Genomic DNA, 13,367 nt, shown 5'->3' with positions numbered 1-13,367 from the left:
AAGCGAGAGGCCCGTGCATGACAACCTTCAAGAACATCGGTCTGATCGGTCGTCTGGGCAGCGCCAAGGTGGTCGATACCCTCAAGCGGCTGATCCGCTTCCTCGAGGAGGGTGGCTACCACGTCATCATCGAGGATCGGACCGCCACGGTGCTGCTCGAGCATGGCCATCCCGAGGCCAGCCGTCGGCTGCTGGGGGAGCTCTGCGACCTGGTGATCGTGGTCGGCGGCGACGGCAGCCTGCTGGGCGCTGCGCGCACCCTCTGCCACAGCGGCACCCTGGTGCTGGGCGTCAACCGTGGCCGACTGGGCTTTCTCACCGACATCTCCCCGGACGAGCTGGAGGCGCGGGTCGGCGAGGTGCTCGCCGGGCGCTACGAGCTGGAGGAGCGCTTCCTGCTCGATGCCGAGCTCTACCGTGACGGCGTGCAGGTCGGCAACGGCGATGCCCTGAACGAGGTGGTGCTGCACCCGGGCAAGGCGGTGCGCATGATCGAGTTCGAGCTCTTCCTCGACGGCCAGTTCGTCTACAGCCAGCGCAGCGACGGCCTGATCATCGCCACGCCCACCGGCTCCACGGCTTACGCGCTCTCCGGTGGCGGGCCGATCATGCACCCCAAGCTCGACGTCATCACCCTGGTGCCGATGTTCCCGCACACCCTGTCGAGCCGGCCCATCGTCATCGACGCCGCCAGCGAGATCCGCATCCATATCGGCGAGACCAACCAGACCTATCCGCACATCAGCTGCGACGGCCAGACGCGCGCGGTGGCCAAGCCCGACGACGTGCTGGTGATCCGCCGCAAGCCTCGGCGGGTCCAGCTGGTCCATCCGCTGGGGCACAACTTCTTCGAGGTCCTGCGCAGCAAGCTGGGCTGGAGCAATCGCCTGGGCGACTGAGGTGAGCATGCAAGGCACTCTCGAAGGCTACGACCTGATCGGCGACGTGCACGGCTGCGGGGCGACCCTGGGCGCGCTGCTCGAGCGCCTCGGCTACCACCAGCGCGGCGGGGTCTACCGCCATCCGCGCCGCAAGGTGATCTTCCTCGGTGACCTGATCGACCGGGGGCCGCGCATCCGCCTGGCCGTCACCATCGCCCGGCGCATGGTCGAGGCGGGGGAGGCGCATATCGTCATGGGCAACCACGAGTACAACGCCCTGGCCTACTGCCACCGCGCGCCGGCCGGCATGGGCCGCGACTGGCTGCGCGAGCACACGCCGCGCCACAACCGCATCATCCAGGAGACCCTGGAGCAGTATCGCGACCACCCCCAGGAGTGGGAGGAGGCGCTGGCCTGGTTCATGGACATTCCGCTGTTCCTCGAGCTCGACGGCCTGCGGGTGGTGCACGCCTGCTGGGACCCGGCGCTGATCGACGACCTGCGCCGCGACCATCCGGACGGGTGCATCGACGAGGACTTCCTGGCCGCCTCGGTGGTGCCCGGGACCCGGGAGTTCCGGATCCTCGATCGCCTGACCCGCGGCACCCACGTGCCGCTGCCCGAGGGCGTGGCGATCCACTCGGGAGACGGCTTCACCCGGCGCAGCTTCCGCGCCCACTTCTGGGCGCACCACCCGCGCACCTGGGGCGACGTGGTGTTCCAGCCCGACAACCTGCCGGGCGACCTGGAGCGGCGCGCGCTCACCGAGGAGGAGCGCGCGCGGCTCAGCTACTATGGTCCCGACGAGCCGCCGCTGTTCATCGGCCACTACTGGTGCGAGGGGATACCGGCCCTGCCGGCGGCCAACATCGCCTGCCTGGACTATAGCGCCGTCAAGTTCGGCCGCCTGGTGGCCTACCGCTGGAGCGGCGAGGCGCGCCTCGACGCCAACCACTTCGTGTGGATCCGCGTGCCCCGCGAGGAGGAGGCGCGGCCCCAGCCCTGGGAGATCGACTTCGATTGATACAATTCTTTACGCGAAAAACGTGTCAATGGGATGAACTCCTGTTGACCGACGCTATCAGAGTAGGTGTTCCCTTGAATGATCCCTTGCTCTTGTCCGGCGGCCCCCTCCGCCGGACTTTTTCTTTGCCCGGCCGGTCGGCGCCGTCACGGCCGGCCGCCCACCGCCTGGGACGAGCCCCGCTGACGACACCGACGTTGGAGAGACCATGTACCGGGTAATCCTGCTGCCCCACGATGTCGACACCCGTGCGCTGCGCCGTGCCCTGTGGGCCCACCGCATCGGGCACCGGATCACCGAGGAGGGCGAGGGGCAGGTGCTGTGGCTGGTCGACCCCGCCCAGCACGAGGCGATGCTCGGGTTGATCGAGCGCTGGCGGCGGGGCGAGCCGCTGATGCCCGAGGCGCCGCGGGCCGGACGGGCGGGAGCGGAGCAGTGGCTGGCGCCGTTTCGCCAGGTGCCGGTGACCTCCATCGCCCTGGCGCTCTGCCTGGCGGTCTTCGCCCTGATGGGGCTGCTGGACGATCGCGTGGTCGCGGCGCTGACCATCGTGCCGGTGATCGTGGTCAAGGGCGGGCTGGCCTTCGGCGACCTCGGCGAGGCCCTCGCCTCGGGGCAGGTGTGGCGGCTGCTGTCGCCGGCCTTCCTGCACTTCGGCTGGATGCACCTGATCTTCAACATGCTCTGGCTCTGGTACTTCGGCCGCCAGGTCGAGGCGCTGCAGGGCAGCCGGCGGATGCTGACGCTGCTGCTGGTCGCCGGCATCGGCGCCAACCTGGCCCAGTACGCCGCCGGCACCGTGCTGTTCGGCGGCATGTCCGGCGTCGACTTCGCGCTGCTCGGCTATGTCTGGCTGATGTCCCGGCGTGCGCCGCGCAGCGGCTTCTTCGTGCCCCAGATGCTGGTGGTCTTCATGCTCGGCTGGCTGGTCTTCGCCATGACCGACATGGCCGCTCTGGTCGGCTTCGGCAACGTGGCCAACGAGGCGCACCTGGGCGGGCTGGTCGTGGGGCTGGCGCTGGGCTGGTATCATTCCGGCCGTGCCCGCCGCCCATCCTGAGGCCCCATCCCGAGAGAGTCCGTCATGAGCGAAATGACCTTCGACCGCATGATCCAGCAGATGACCCCCTCCATCTACGCGAGCCTCAAGCAGGCCGTCTCGCTGCGCAAGTGGCCCGATGGCCGGATGCTCACCGCCGAGCAGACCGAGCTCTGCCTGGAGGCAGTGATGCGCTACGAGGTGGAGAACCAGGTGCCCGAGGAGCAGCGGGTCGGCTACCTGCAGCGCCGCACCTGCGGCAGCGCCAGCAGCGGCGCCGACGTGCCCCCGGAACTGGCCGGCCTCGGCCGGGACGTCGGCCGTGACTGAGTCGATCGATACCGCCGCCGTGCAGCAGGGCTGCCTGACCAAGATGGCCATCGAGCCCGGCTCGCCGGCTCGCTACGTGCTGCGCGCCGGCGATGCCCGCCTCGACCTCAACGCCTGCCTCGGCAAGCCCCTGAGCCTCGAGTGGACCGGCGCCATCGCCTGCACCCACTGCGGCCGGGCCACCAAGAAGAGCTTCGCCCAGGGCCACTGCTACCCCTGCTTCAAGAAGCTCGCCCAGTGCGATACCTGCATCATGAAGCCGGAGCTCTGCCACTTCTTCGAGGGTACCTGCCGGGAGCCGGACTGGGCCGAACGCCACTGCTTCCAGCCCCACGTGGTCTACCTGGCCAACGCCTCGGGGCTCAAGGTCGGCATCACCCGGGCCAGCCAGATGCCGACCCGCTGGCTCGACCAGGGCGCGGTGCAGGCGCTGCCGATCCTCGAGGTCGACACCCGCCAGCAGTCCGGCTTCGTCGAGGTGCTGTTCAAGGAGCAGGTCTCGGATCGCACCAACTGGCGGGCCATGCTCAAGGGCACTACCGAGTTGCTCGATCTCGCCGCCGAGCGCGATCGGCTGCTCGAGCGCCTGGGCAGCGGCCTCGACAACCTGCGCGAGCGCTTCGGCGCCGACGCCATCCGCGTCCTCGATGCCGCACCGCTGAGCTTCGAGTACCCGGTGCTCGAGTTCCCCACCAAGGTGGTCTCCCACAACCTCGACAAGAACCCTCGCGTCGACGGCACCCTGCTGGGCATCAAGGGGCAGTACCTGATCCTCGACAGCGGCGTGATCAACCTGCGCAAGTTCACCGGCTACGAGGTCCGGGTCGCCGCCTGAACCCTGGGCTATCCTGCGGGCAGCGAATCCCTGCGCCATCCCTTCGCCCGAGGAGGAGTGCCCGATGAGCGAGATGCGTGCCATGCGGCTGCACGCCGCCGGCCGGCCGCTGCAACTGGAGCGCCTGCCGCTGCCCGAGCCGGGCCCCGGCGAGGTGCGGGTCAGGGTGCTGGCCTGCGGGGTCTGTCGCACCGACCTTCACGTGCTCGACGGCGAGCTCGCCAGGCCGCGGCTGCCGCTGATCCCTGGCCATGAGATCGTCGGCGAGGTGGCCGCGCAAGGGGAGGGCGTCACCGACCCGGCGATCGGGCAGCGGGTCGGCGTGCCCTGGCTGGGCTGGACCTGCGGCGAATGCGAGCCCTGTCGCGCCGGCCGCGAGAACCTCTGCGAACGCGCCGAGTTCACCGGCTACACCCGGGACGGCGGCTACGCGGAGTACTGCGTGGCCGACGCCCGCTACTGCTTTCCCCTGCCGGCCGAGGATGCCCGGGCCGCCGCGCCGCTGCTCTGCGCCGGACTGATCGGCTATCGCACCTGGCGGCTGGCCGGCGGCGAGGCGAACCGACGGCTCGGCCTCTACGGCTTCGGCGCCGCGGCGCATATCCTCGCCCAGCTCGCCGTCGCCCGGGGACAGGCGGTCTACGCCTTCACCCGGCCCGGCGATACCGAGGCCCAGGCCTTCGCGCGTCGGCTCGGCGCCGTCTGGGCCGGCGGCAGCGACGAGGCCCCGCCCGAGCCCCTGGACGCCGCGCTGCTCTTCGCCCCGGTGGGCGACCTCATCCCCACGGCGCTGGCCGCGGTGCGCCCGGGCGGCGCGGTGGTGTCCGGGGGCATCCACATGTCCGACATCCCCTCCTTTCCCTACCGCCTGCTGTGGGAGGAGCGCAGCCTGAGCTCGGTGGCCAACCTCACCCGCCGCGACGGCGAGGAGTTCCTGGCCCTCGCCCCCGGGGTGCCGATTCGCACCGAGACACGCGCCTATCCGCTGGAAGAGGCCAACCAGGCGCTCGATGACCTGCGCGAGGGGCGCCTCTCCGGGGCGGCGGTGCTGGTGCCCTGAGGCCCGATCGCCATCGCTCGAAAAGAGAACGGGCCCCTCGCGAGGGGCCCGTCATTTTTGAGCAGGCGTCGGGTCAGCCCGACTCGGCCATCGCCGAGTAGGGGTTGTCCGGCATCAGCGCGCGGGGGATCGGCGGGCGACGCGCGCCCTCCTTGGGCCCGTAGTGCTCCGCCAGGTAGTCGAGGATGGTCGACTCGGTCTCGGCATCGAACTCCCAGAGCCCCTGGGTCTCCTGCATCCAGCGGATCAGGTACTGCCAGTGGTTGCGCGAGCCGCTGTTCTGGGTCACCAGCTTGGCCGAGTGGCAGGCCGTGCAGTTGCTGCGCACCGTCTCCCAGCCCTCCGCCTTGATCAGGCCGGTCTCCGGATCCTTGGGCGGGGCCTCCCCCTCCTGGGCCGTGGCCGCCAGCGGCAGTCCGGCCAGGGCGATCCCCACAAGGATCCCCCGGACGGGCATGGCCAGCACGTCGAAGCGTTTCATGGCTGCCTCCTAGGCCACCTGGACCGCGATGCGATGGCAGGCGTTGTTGAGGTATCCCTTGGGGTTCCAGCCCGGCACCACCATCGGCTGGGCGCGGCCGTTCTCGTCGGTGGCCTTGGCCCAGACCTCGTAGTAGCCGGGCTCGGGAAACTCCACCTGGGTGGTCCAGCGCTGCCAGGCCAGCCGGTTGGGCGGATCCTTCAGCTCGGCCTTCTGCCAGGTCGCCCCGAAATCGATGGAGACGTGCACCTCCTTGACCGCGAGGTCGCCGGCCCAGGCGTGCCCGCGCACCCGCAGGGCCTCGCCGAGGGCGTGATCGATCCCGGAGCGGGGATAGGTCACCAGCGACTTGACCGGCATCGACTGGATGGTGACGAAGTCCTCCTTGGGCACGTTGCTGCCCGGCGCCACCGGGTGCTTGGGCACGCTGTAGGAGGGGGGCGCCATCTTGGTGCCGTCATGCTTCTGGTTGCGGATCACGATGCGCTGCAGCCACTTGCCAGACACCGACCCCGGCCAGCCGCCACACACCACGCGCAGCGGGTGGCCATTGAGGTAGGGGATGTCCTCGCCGTTCATCGCCCAGGCGATCAGCGACTCGTCCTCCAGGGCCTTCTCCATGGGCACCCCGCGGGAGATCGGATCCTTGTCGGGATCGCCGCTGGCATGGGCATCGGCGCCGTAGTAGCCGATGTAGACGGCGTCGTCCTTGATGCCGCAGGCCTCGAGCACGTCGCGCAGGCGCGCCCCGGTGAAGGTCGGGCAGGCCACCGCGCCGGTGGTCCACTGGTTGCCGCTGGCCGAGGGCACGTACTCGCTGCGGCCGTTGCCGCCGCACTCCACCTGGAGCTGGTAGGTATGGTGCTTGAACCTCTCCTTCAGCTCGGCGATGGAGAAGCTCTGCGGGGTCTCGCAGGACTCGCCGCCGATCTCCAGCTGCCAGGCGCCGACGTCGATGCTCTCCAGGGCCGGCGGGATGCCGTTGTTGCGCACGAACATCACCCGTCCGGGGGTGATGTCGTCGTCGAGCAGATGGGGCGGCGTCTCGGCGTTGATGGGTCGGTCGTTGAGGACAGTCAGCCCCTCCTTGCCCTTCAGGGTGAAGGGTTCCTCGCTCTGGGCCAGGGCGGCGGGAATCAGGCCGCCGGGCATGCGATCGGCGAAGGGGATCGAGCCCCCCACCGCCGCGGCCATGGCGAGCAGGCTCGAGCGCTTGAGAAAGCCGCGACGGGTGACGGGGTCGACCTCGCGGTCCCAGAGCTGTCGGTCCGCGGCCTCGGGGTCCTCGGCGTAGAGCTCATGGATGCCGCGTGTCCGGGTATCGGGGGGCTGTCTGGTCATGACGACACTCCTGGCATGCCCGGCGAGCGGCCGACGGGCGCCGGCCGGGCCTTGTTGTGATTGTGCTGCCACCCCCAAGCGTAGCACTCCCGCACGGGGTGACGGCGGTGCGAGGCGCGCGGCTCTGGTAGCATGTGGCGCCTGACCACGCTGCCTGGAGAGCGCTTCCGTGAATGATCCCGCGCCGTCGATCGCCGCCCCTGACGCGGCCTGTGCCGACCGGGTCGGCCGCTACCTCGATACCCTCACCAAGCCGCCCGGCAGCCTCGGGCGCCTCGAGGCGCTGGCGGTGACCCTGGCCGGGCTGGCCGGCGAGGACTTCCCGGACGTGACGCCGCCCGGGGTGGTGGTCTTCGCCGCCGATCACGGCGTGGCCGAGGAGGGCGTCTCGGCCTTTCCCCAGGCCGTCACCGCGCAGATGGTGGCCAACTTCGTCGCCGGCGGCGCGGCGATCAACGTCTTCTCGCGGCGCATCGGCGCACGCCTCGAGGTGGTCGACGTGGGCGTGGTCGGCGAGCTGCCCGACCACGGCGTCGTGCATGACCGGGTGCGGCCCGGCACCGCCAACCTGGCCCGCGAGGCCGCCATGAGTCGCGACGAGGCGCGGGAGGCCCTCGCGGTGGGCCGTCGCGCCGCCCGTCGCGCCGTCGCGGCCGGCTGTCGCTGCCTGATCGTCGGCGAGATGGGCATCGCCAACACCACGGCGAGCAGCGCCCTGCTGGCCGCGCTCACCGGCGCCCCGGTGAGTGCGCTGGTCGGGGCGGGCACCGGCGTGGCGGGCGCGGCCCTGGACCACAAGCGGGCGGTCATCGAGGCGGCCCTCGTCGCCCGGGCGCCGGATCCCGACGATCCGCTGGCGACCCTCGCCGCGCTCGGCGGGCTGGAGATCGCCGCCATGGCCGGCGCCTACCTGGAGGGGGCGGCACACCGCCTGCCGCTGCTGGTGGACGGCTTCATCGCCACGGTGGCCGCGCTGGTCGCCTGCCGGCTCGAGCCCGCCCTGCGCCCCTACCTGATCTTCGGCCACCGCTCCCACGAGCCCGGCCACCGCCTGGCCCTGGAGGCGCTCGATGCCGAGGCGCTGCTCGACCTCGAGCTTCGCCTCGGCGAGGGCAGCGGGGCCGCGCTGGCCTTCCCGCTGCTGGAGGCGGCCACGGCGATGCTCGCCGAGATGGCGACCTTCGCCGACGCCGGCATCGACGACGGAGCGACGCCGTGACCCTCGCGGCCTCGCCGCTCGGGCCTCCCGGCGTTCGCGACCTGGCCTTCGGCCAGGGCCTGACGCTTGCGGTGGACGAGCACGCCGTGCACCTCGCCCATGCCACGCCCCTGCGCACCCTGAGCAGCGCTCTGGTGGGCGCGGGGCTCGGCTGGTCGCGACACTTCTGCAACTTCCACGTCGACAAGGGCTACGCCGGGCGGGCGCCCCGTGCCGATCTGGTCGACTGGCTCGCCCGGCGCGGCCTCGACGCCGAGCAGAGCGTGGCGATGATGACCGCGGTCTCGCCGGCCCACCTCGCCCTGGCGTCGGCCGAGGCCGGTGCGCGCGCGGTGCTGGCCGCGGTGACCGCCGGGGTCGGCAACGCCGTGGACATCACCGCGCCGGTCCCGGGCGATCCGCGTGTGGTGGTCGGCACGATCAACCTGACGCTCTTCATCGACGGCCACCTCGACGACGGTGCCCTGGTCAACGCCGCCCAGTCGGTCACCGAGGCCAAGGTGCGGGCCCTGGGGGCCCGGGGCGTGCGCGACCCGCACAGCGGCACCCCGGCCACCGGCACCTCCACCGACTGCCTGGCCATCGCCGCCACCCAGCGCGGCGACCCCACCCCCTATGCGGGCTCGGGCACGCGGCTGGGCCGTGCCATCGGCGACGCCGTGTTCCGCGCCGTGACGGCCTCCCTGGCGATGACGGAGGAGGCGCGATGAGCCCGCTCGTCGAGCCCCTGTCGCTTGCGCTGCTGGGCCTGGTCGCCGTCGCCATGCTGCTCGACCTGGCGCTCGGCGATCCGCCCTGGCTGCCTCACCCGGTGGTGGGCATGGGCAGGGCGATCACCCGGCTCGAGCGGACCTGGAATCACGGGCCCGCCGCCGCGCGCCGTCGCCGCGGTCGCTGGCTGGTGGTTCTGGTGGTGGGCGGCAGCTGGGCGCTCGCCTGGGGCGTGCTGGCGATGCTCGCCTGGATCAGTCCCTGGCTTTCGCTCGCCGCCGAACTCGGCCTGCTCGTCACCACCCTGGCCGCCCGTGGGCTCGCCGAGGCCGGCCGGGCGGTGGCCCTGCTGCTGGCCAGCGGCGAGCTGGTCCCGGCACGCCAGGCGCTCTCGATGATCGTCGGGCGCGACACCGAGGCGCTGGACGAGGGGGAGCTCGCCCGGGGCGCGGTGGAGACCGTGGCCGAGAACACCGTGGACGGCATCACCGCGCCGCTCTTCTGGGCGCTGCTCGGCGGCGCGCCCCTGGCGCTGGCCTACAAGGCGGCCAACACCCTGGACTCCATGGTCGGCTATCAAAGCCCCCGCTATAGGGACTTCGGCCGCGCCGCGGCGCGCTTCGACGATGTCGTCAACTGGCTGCCGGCCCGGCTCACCGCGCTGGCGCTGTGGCTTTCCGCCTGGGCGATCCCCGGCAGCCGCCGGGGCGGGGCGCTCGCCGCCACCCGCCGCGAGGCGCCCCGCCACCCGAGCCCCAATGCCGGCTGGCCGGAGGCCATGGTGGCGAACCTGTTGGGGGTGCGCCTCGGCGGCCTCAACCACTACGCCGGGCGCCCCTCGCACCGCGCCACCCTCGGCACGGCCCTCGAGCCCCTGAGCGTCGACCACATCGGTCGCGCCATCCGCCACATGCACGGCGGCTGGCTGGCCTTCCTGCTGCTGATGGGCCTGCCGATCCTGGTCCGAGAGCTTCTCTTATGAGTGTGAGTAGCGAATCGAGCTGGCCGGGTCACGGCGGGCGCGCCGCGCCGCTGCTCGCGCGTTACGGCCTGCCGGCGGACCAGCCGCTGGTCGACTTCAGCGCCAACCTCAATCCCCTGGGGCCGCCGCCCTGGCTCGACGGCTGGTTGGCCGGCGCCGCCGACTGCCTGAGCCGCTACCCGGACCCTGGCGACGACCGGGCCCGTCGCGCCATCGCCGAGCACGAGGGCGTCGCCCCCGAGCGGGTGCTGGTGACGTCCGGCGGCGCCGAGGCGATCTATCTCGCCGCGGGCCTGTACGCTGGCGGCCACGCGCTGATCGTGCAGCCCACCTTCAGCGAATACGCCCAGGCCTGCGACCACTACGGCCTTAGCGTCGCCTCCCTGGCACTCGGCGGTGAGGCCTTCGACCTCGACCTCGACGCCGCCGAGCGGGCCATGACGAAGGCCGAGGTGCTCTTCCTCTGCCGCCCCAACAACCCCACCGGCACCCTGATCCCCCGGGAGGCCATCGAGCGCCTGCTGGCCCGGTGCGACGAGACAGGCACTACCCTGGTGGTGGACGAGGCCTTCGTCGAGTTCACCGAGAACGACGAGCGACTGACGCCCTTGCTGGCTGAGTCGACGAACCTGCTGCTGCTGCGCTCGCTGACCAAGCTCTACGCCCTGCCAGGGCTGCGGCTCGGCTACCTGCTGGGCGAGCCCGAGACGGTGGCGCACCTCGCCGCCCGCCAGCTGCCCTGGAGCGTCAACGCCCTGGCCCTTGAGCTCGTGGCGCCGCTGCTCGCCGACGCCGACTACCTCGCGCGCACCCGGGCGTGGCTGGCCGCCCAGCGCGACCTGCCGTCGCGGGTGCGCGCGCTGGGCCATGCGGTGGCGCCGACCGCCGCCAACTTCCTGCTGCTGCGCGGCGGCCACGACGCCGACGAGGCCGAGGCGCTGTTCGCCTTCCTGCTGCGCCGCGGCCTGCTGGCGCGCCACACCCACAACTTCCCCGGCCTCGACGGCCGCTGGCTGCGCTTCGCCCTGCGCCAGGGGCCGGACAACGCCCGCCTGCTCGAGGCCCTGGCGGCCTGGAGGCGCCCATGATCGCCTTCGTCGCCGGCGGGGCGCGCTCGGGCAAGAGCGCGGCGGCCGAGGCCCTGGCCCTCGAGCACTGTCAGGGGCGGGAGGGCGCCATGCTCGTCTATCTCGCCACGGCGCGGGTCGGCGATGAGGAGATGGCGGCCCGGGTCGCCCGGCATCGCCGCGAGCGCGGCGAGGGCTGGTTGACTCGCGAGGCGCCGCTGGAGATCGCCGATGCCCTGGACGGTCTGGCGGCGGGCAGCAGCGTGCTGCTCGACTGCCTGACCCTGTGGGCCGGCCAGTGGCTGTTCGAGGCCGGGCGTGACGAGGCCGCCGGCCGTGCCATGCTCGGGCGGCTGATCGCCGCGGCCCGCCGCCGCGGCATCGCCCTGGTGGTGGTCTCCAATGACCTCAACGAGGACCTGCCGCCCCGCGACGTCATGGTGTGGCGCTACCTGGCCTTCCTGCAGCGGCTGCACCGCGACCTGGCCGCCGAGGCGGACCGGGTGGTCGAGGTGGTGGCCGGCCAGGCCATCGAGTGGAAGGGCAAGAGAGTGACAGGAGCACGTTCATGAAAAGCGCCGCCTTCGGCATGCTGCTGGCGATCCAGTTCCTCTCCCGGCTGCCGGTGCCGCTGGCCTGCCCCTGGACGCCGGCCACCCGACGCTGGGCGGCCCGGGCCTATCCGCTGGTCGGCGCGCTGCTCGGGTCCCTGGTGGCCGCGGCGGGCACGCTGCTGGAGCCGCTGCTCCCCACGCCGCTGCTGGCCCTGGTGCTGCTCAGCCTGTGGGTGGCGCTGACCGGCGGCCTGCACCTCGACGGTGTGATGGACCTGGCCGACGCCCTGGGCAGCAACGCCCTGCTGGAGAAGCGCTTCGAGATCATGAAGGATCCCCAGGTAGGCAGCTTCGGGATCCTCGCCCTGGTCTTCCTGCTGGCCTGGAAGCTCGCCCTGCTGTGGGCGCTGCTCGAGGCCGGCGCGAGTCCCTGGGGGCTGGTGGTGCTGCTCGCCCTGGGGCGGCTCGGCGGCGTCGGTCTGCTGGTCACGGTGCCGGCGGCCCGCCCCGAGGGGATGGCCCACGCCTGGCAGCAGAGCCTGACCCGTGGCGACCTGGCGCTGGCCGCCGGGGTGCCGCTGGCGCTCGCACTTTCTTGGCCCGGCGGCGCCTGGCTGGCGGCCGGGCTCAGCGCCTTTATCATCGGCTACGGCCTGGCGATGCGCCGGGCCTTCGGCGGCATCAACGGCGATATCGTCGGGGCCGCCATCGAAGGAGGAGAACTATGGCTGCTGCTGATCGCCTGGAGCTGGTGGTCGTTCGCCACGGCCTGACGAGTTGGAACCAGGAACGCCGCTACCAGGGCCAGCGCGACATCCCGCTGCTGCTGCCCGAGGCGCTGCCCGATCTGGACCGGCTGCGCGAGGCGCTGGCCGAGAGCGGCTTCGATGCCGTCCACGCGAGCGATCTCACCCGCTGTCGCCAGACCCTCGCCCATATCCGGGAAGGCAGTACCTGGGCGAGCCATCCCGAGGCACCGCGCTTCGATCGTCGCCTGCGCGAGCTGGACTTCGGCGACTACGAGGGATGCACCTGGGAGGCGCTCAAGGACGACCCGGACTATCGGGCCTGGGTCGACAGCCGCGGCATGCGGGCGACGCCCGGCGGCGAATCCGCCGACGACCTCTGGGCACGGCTCTCCGACTGGCTCGACGAGGTGCTGGCCGAGGCCCGCGCCCACGGCCATCGGCGGGTGCTGGCGGTCAGTCACGGCGGCGCCATCCGCGAGCTCTCGCGGCGCCTGGAGGGTGCCGACTTCTGGGCCGGCGTGGTGGGCCAGGCCCAGGGCCGGCGGTTCGTCTTCACCCACGGCGAGGAGGGATGGCAATGCGGCTGTTCATCGGCGGTGCCTGCGCCGGCAAGCGTGACCTCGTAGCGAACCGCTTCCCCGCGGCGACCTGGTGGCGGGCGGGCGAGGGCGCCTTCCCCGATGGCTGGCGCTCACGGCTCGCCCCGGGGCAGTGCCTGGTGATCACCGGCTGGCTCGACGGCCTCACCGCGGCCCTGGTCGACGAGCCCGACGACGACCGGCTGCGCGCCCGGCTCGTCGCCGAGCTCGAGGCGATGGTCGAGGCCGAACGCCGGGAGCAGGGCGAGGTCGTGCTAATCCTTGCTGAGGTGGGCCGCGGCATCGTGCCGCTCGACCCGGCGGAGCGGCGCCTGCGCGACCTCGCCGGCTGGCTGGGCCAGGACGCGGCGGCGCGCGCCGACGAGGTGTGGTACGTGCGCCACGGCCTGGCCCGCTGCCTCTCCTTTTCTTGATCGCCGCCTGAACGTCGTCTGCTTCGGGCATGAGCCGCGTCAACGACGCCGGCGATTCGCGTTGACGCCCCCGGGGCCGGTT

16 protein-coding genes are annotated in these 13,367 nt (G+C 72.2%); 14 read left to right on the top strand and 2 right to left on the bottom strand.

Annotated elements, in window-relative coordinates:
• Positions 1–17: 17 nt before the first annotated feature.
• The 6 genes from C9F13_RS15555 to C9F13_RS15530 all read left to right on the top strand — a co-directional run bounded on the left by C9F13_RS15555 (position 18) and on the right by C9F13_RS15530 (position 5,169).
• On the top strand, positions 18–899 hold the full coding sequence (locus C9F13_RS15555; protein ID WP_108447162.1) for an NAD(+) kinase: 882 nt from the start codon (positions 18–20) through the stop codon (positions 897–899).
• 7 nt (positions 900–906) lie between these two features.
• Positions 907–1,905 (top strand): metallophosphoesterase, encoded by a 999-nt coding sequence (locus C9F13_RS15550; protein ID WP_108447161.1) that lies wholly within the window; start codon positions 907–909, stop codon positions 1,903–1,905.
• Between the two features lie 208 nt (positions 1,906–2,113).
• On the top strand, positions 2,114–2,965 hold the full coding sequence (locus C9F13_RS15545) for a rhomboid family intramembrane serine protease (protein WP_108447160.1): 852 nt from the start codon (positions 2,114–2,116) through the stop codon (positions 2,963–2,965).
• Positions 2,966–2,989: 24 nt separating this feature from the next.
• Positions 2,990–3,274, top strand: a complete 285-nt coding sequence (locus C9F13_RS15540; protein ID WP_108447159.1) for a YeaC family protein — start codon at positions 2,990–2,992, stop codon at positions 3,272–3,274.
• 43 nt (positions 3,275–3,317) lie between these two features.
• A complete protein-coding gene (locus C9F13_RS15535) occupies positions 3,318–4,109 on the top strand; it encodes a DUF2797 domain-containing protein (protein WP_108447236.1) in 792 nt (263 codons plus the stop codon).
• Positions 4,110–4,173: 64 nt separating this feature from the next.
• A complete protein-coding gene (locus tag C9F13_RS15530; protein ID WP_108447158.1) occupies positions 4,174–5,169 on the top strand; it encodes a zinc-dependent alcohol dehydrogenase family protein in 996 nt (331 codons plus the stop codon).
• A gap of 73 nt (positions 5,170–5,242) precedes the next feature.
• Here C9F13_RS15530 and C9F13_RS15525 read toward each other — a convergent pair whose 3' ends face one another.
• Both C9F13_RS15525 and C9F13_RS15520 read right to left on the bottom strand, forming a co-directional pair.
• Positions 5,243–5,650, bottom strand: coding sequence for a hypothetical protein (locus C9F13_RS15525; protein WP_108447157.1), 408 nt, complete (start codon positions 5,648–5,650; stop codon positions 5,243–5,245).
• Positions 5,651–5,659: 9 nt separating this feature from the next.
• Positions 5,660–6,991 carry a sulfite oxidase gene (locus C9F13_RS15520; RefSeq protein WP_108447156.1) on the bottom strand — a complete coding sequence of 444 codons (1,332 nt, stop codon included), beginning with the start codon at positions 6,989–6,991 and terminating at the stop codon, positions 5,660–5,662.
• Positions 6,992–7,160: 169 nt separating this feature from the next.
• Here C9F13_RS15520 and cobT point away from each other — a divergent pair, with 169 nt between their 5' ends.
• Genes cobT through C9F13_RS15480 form a run of 8 tightly spaced genes read left to right on the top strand, consistent with a single transcriptional unit; the run spans position 7,161 to position 13,285 of the window.
• Positions 7,161–8,210, top strand: coding sequence for a nicotinate-nucleotide--dimethylbenzimidazole phosphoribosyltransferase (gene cobT, locus C9F13_RS15515; RefSeq protein WP_108447155.1), 1,050 nt, complete (start codon positions 7,161–7,163; stop codon positions 8,208–8,210).
• Entirely contained in the window at positions 8,207–8,920 is a 714-nt protein-coding gene (locus tag C9F13_RS15510; RefSeq protein ID WP_245888806.1) for an adenosylcobinamide amidohydrolase, read from the top strand. Before cobT ends, C9F13_RS15510 begins: the two co-directional genes overlap by 4 nt.
• Positions 8,917–9,903, top strand: coding sequence for an adenosylcobinamide-phosphate synthase CbiB (gene cbiB, locus C9F13_RS15505; RefSeq protein WP_108447154.1), 987 nt, complete (start codon positions 8,917–8,919; stop codon positions 9,901–9,903). Before C9F13_RS15510 ends, cbiB begins: the two co-directional genes overlap by 4 nt.
• The gene (cobD, locus tag C9F13_RS15500; RefSeq protein WP_108447153.1) at positions 9,900–10,991 is read left to right on the top strand and encodes a threonine-phosphate decarboxylase CobD; all 1,092 of its coding nucleotides are present in this window, start codon (positions 9,900–9,902) and stop codon (positions 10,989–10,991) included. Before cbiB ends, cobD begins: the two co-directional genes overlap by 4 nt.
• On the top strand, positions 10,988–11,542 hold the full coding sequence (locus tag C9F13_RS15495; protein ID WP_108447152.1) for a bifunctional adenosylcobinamide kinase/adenosylcobinamide-phosphate guanylyltransferase: 555 nt from the start codon (positions 10,988–10,990) through the stop codon (positions 11,540–11,542). The genes cobD and C9F13_RS15495 overlap by 4 nt, the downstream gene beginning before the upstream one ends.
• Positions 11,539–12,297, top strand: a complete 759-nt coding sequence (gene cobS / locus C9F13_RS15490; RefSeq protein ID WP_108447151.1) for an adenosylcobinamide-GDP ribazoletransferase — start codon at positions 11,539–11,541, stop codon at positions 12,295–12,297. Before C9F13_RS15495 ends, cobS begins: the two co-directional genes overlap by 4 nt.
• Positions 12,249–12,899: a histidine phosphatase family protein gene (locus C9F13_RS15485; RefSeq protein ID WP_108447150.1), complete on the top strand. Its 651-nt coding sequence runs from the start codon at positions 12,249–12,251 to the stop codon at positions 12,897–12,899. Before cobS ends, C9F13_RS15485 begins: the two co-directional genes overlap by 49 nt.
• A complete protein-coding gene (locus C9F13_RS15480) occupies positions 12,851–13,285 on the top strand; it encodes a bifunctional adenosylcobinamide kinase/adenosylcobinamide-phosphate guanylyltransferase (protein WP_108447149.1) in 435 nt (144 codons plus the stop codon). Before C9F13_RS15485 ends, C9F13_RS15480 begins: the two co-directional genes overlap by 49 nt.
• The last annotated feature ends 82 nt before the right edge of the window (positions 13,286–13,367 follow it).

This window comes from Halomonas denitrificans (assembly GCF_003056305.1).
GTDB lineage: Bacteria > Pseudomonadota > Gammaproteobacteria > Pseudomonadales > Halomonadaceae > Halomonas > Halomonas denitrificans.
This window is presented reverse-complemented; position numbering and strand designations above follow the sequence as displayed.

Excerpts from the sequence above, each read along its gene's own strand:
- C9F13_RS15545 (WP_108447160.1), top strand. The coding sequence starts at position 2,114 with ATGTACCGGGTAATCCTGCTGCCCCACGATGTCGACACCCGTGCGCTG.
- C9F13_RS15540 (WP_108447159.1), top strand. The coding sequence starts at position 2,990 with ATGAGCGAAATGACCTTCGACCGCATGATCCAGCAGATGACCCCCTCC.
- C9F13_RS15535 (WP_108447236.1), top strand. The coding sequence starts at position 3,318 with ATGGCCATCGAGCCCGGCTCGCCGGCTCGCTACGTGCTGCGCGCCGGC.
- C9F13_RS15495 (WP_108447152.1), top strand. The coding sequence starts at position 10,988 with ATGATCGCCTTCGTCGCCGGCGGGGCGCGCTCGGGCAAGAGCGCGGCG.
- C9F13_RS15550 (WP_108447161.1), top strand. The coding sequence starts at position 907 with ATGCAAGGCACTCTCGAAGGCTACGACCTGATCGGCGACGTGCACGGC.
- cobS (WP_108447151.1), top strand. The coding sequence starts at position 11,539 with ATGAAAAGCGCCGCCTTCGGCATGCTGCTGGCGATCCAGTTCCTCTCC.
- cbiB (WP_108447154.1), top strand. The coding sequence starts at position 8,917 with ATGAGCCCGCTCGTCGAGCCCCTGTCGCTTGCGCTGCTGGGCCTGGTC.
- cobD (WP_108447153.1), top strand. The coding sequence starts at position 9,900 with ATGAGTGTGAGTAGCGAATCGAGCTGGCCGGGTCACGGCGGGCGCGCC.
- C9F13_RS15485 (WP_108447150.1), top strand. The coding sequence starts at position 12,249 with ATGGCTGCTGCTGATCGCCTGGAGCTGGTGGTCGTTCGCCACGGCCTG.
- C9F13_RS15555 (WP_108447162.1), top strand. The coding sequence starts at position 18 with ATGACAACCTTCAAGAACATCGGTCTGATCGGTCGTCTGGGCAGCGCC.
- C9F13_RS15525 (WP_108447157.1), bottom strand. The coding sequence starts at position 5,650 with ATGAAACGCTTCGACGTGCTGGCCATGCCCGTCCGGGGGATCCTTGTG.
- C9F13_RS15530 (WP_108447158.1), top strand. The coding sequence starts at position 4,174 with ATGAGCGAGATGCGTGCCATGCGGCTGCACGCCGCCGGCCGGCCGCTG.
- C9F13_RS15480 (WP_108447149.1), top strand. The coding sequence starts at position 12,851 with ATGCGGCTGTTCATCGGCGGTGCCTGCGCCGGCAAGCGTGACCTCGTA.
- C9F13_RS15520 (WP_108447156.1), bottom strand. The coding sequence starts at position 6,991 with ATGACCAGACAGCCCCCCGATACCCGGACACGCGGCATCCATGAGCTC.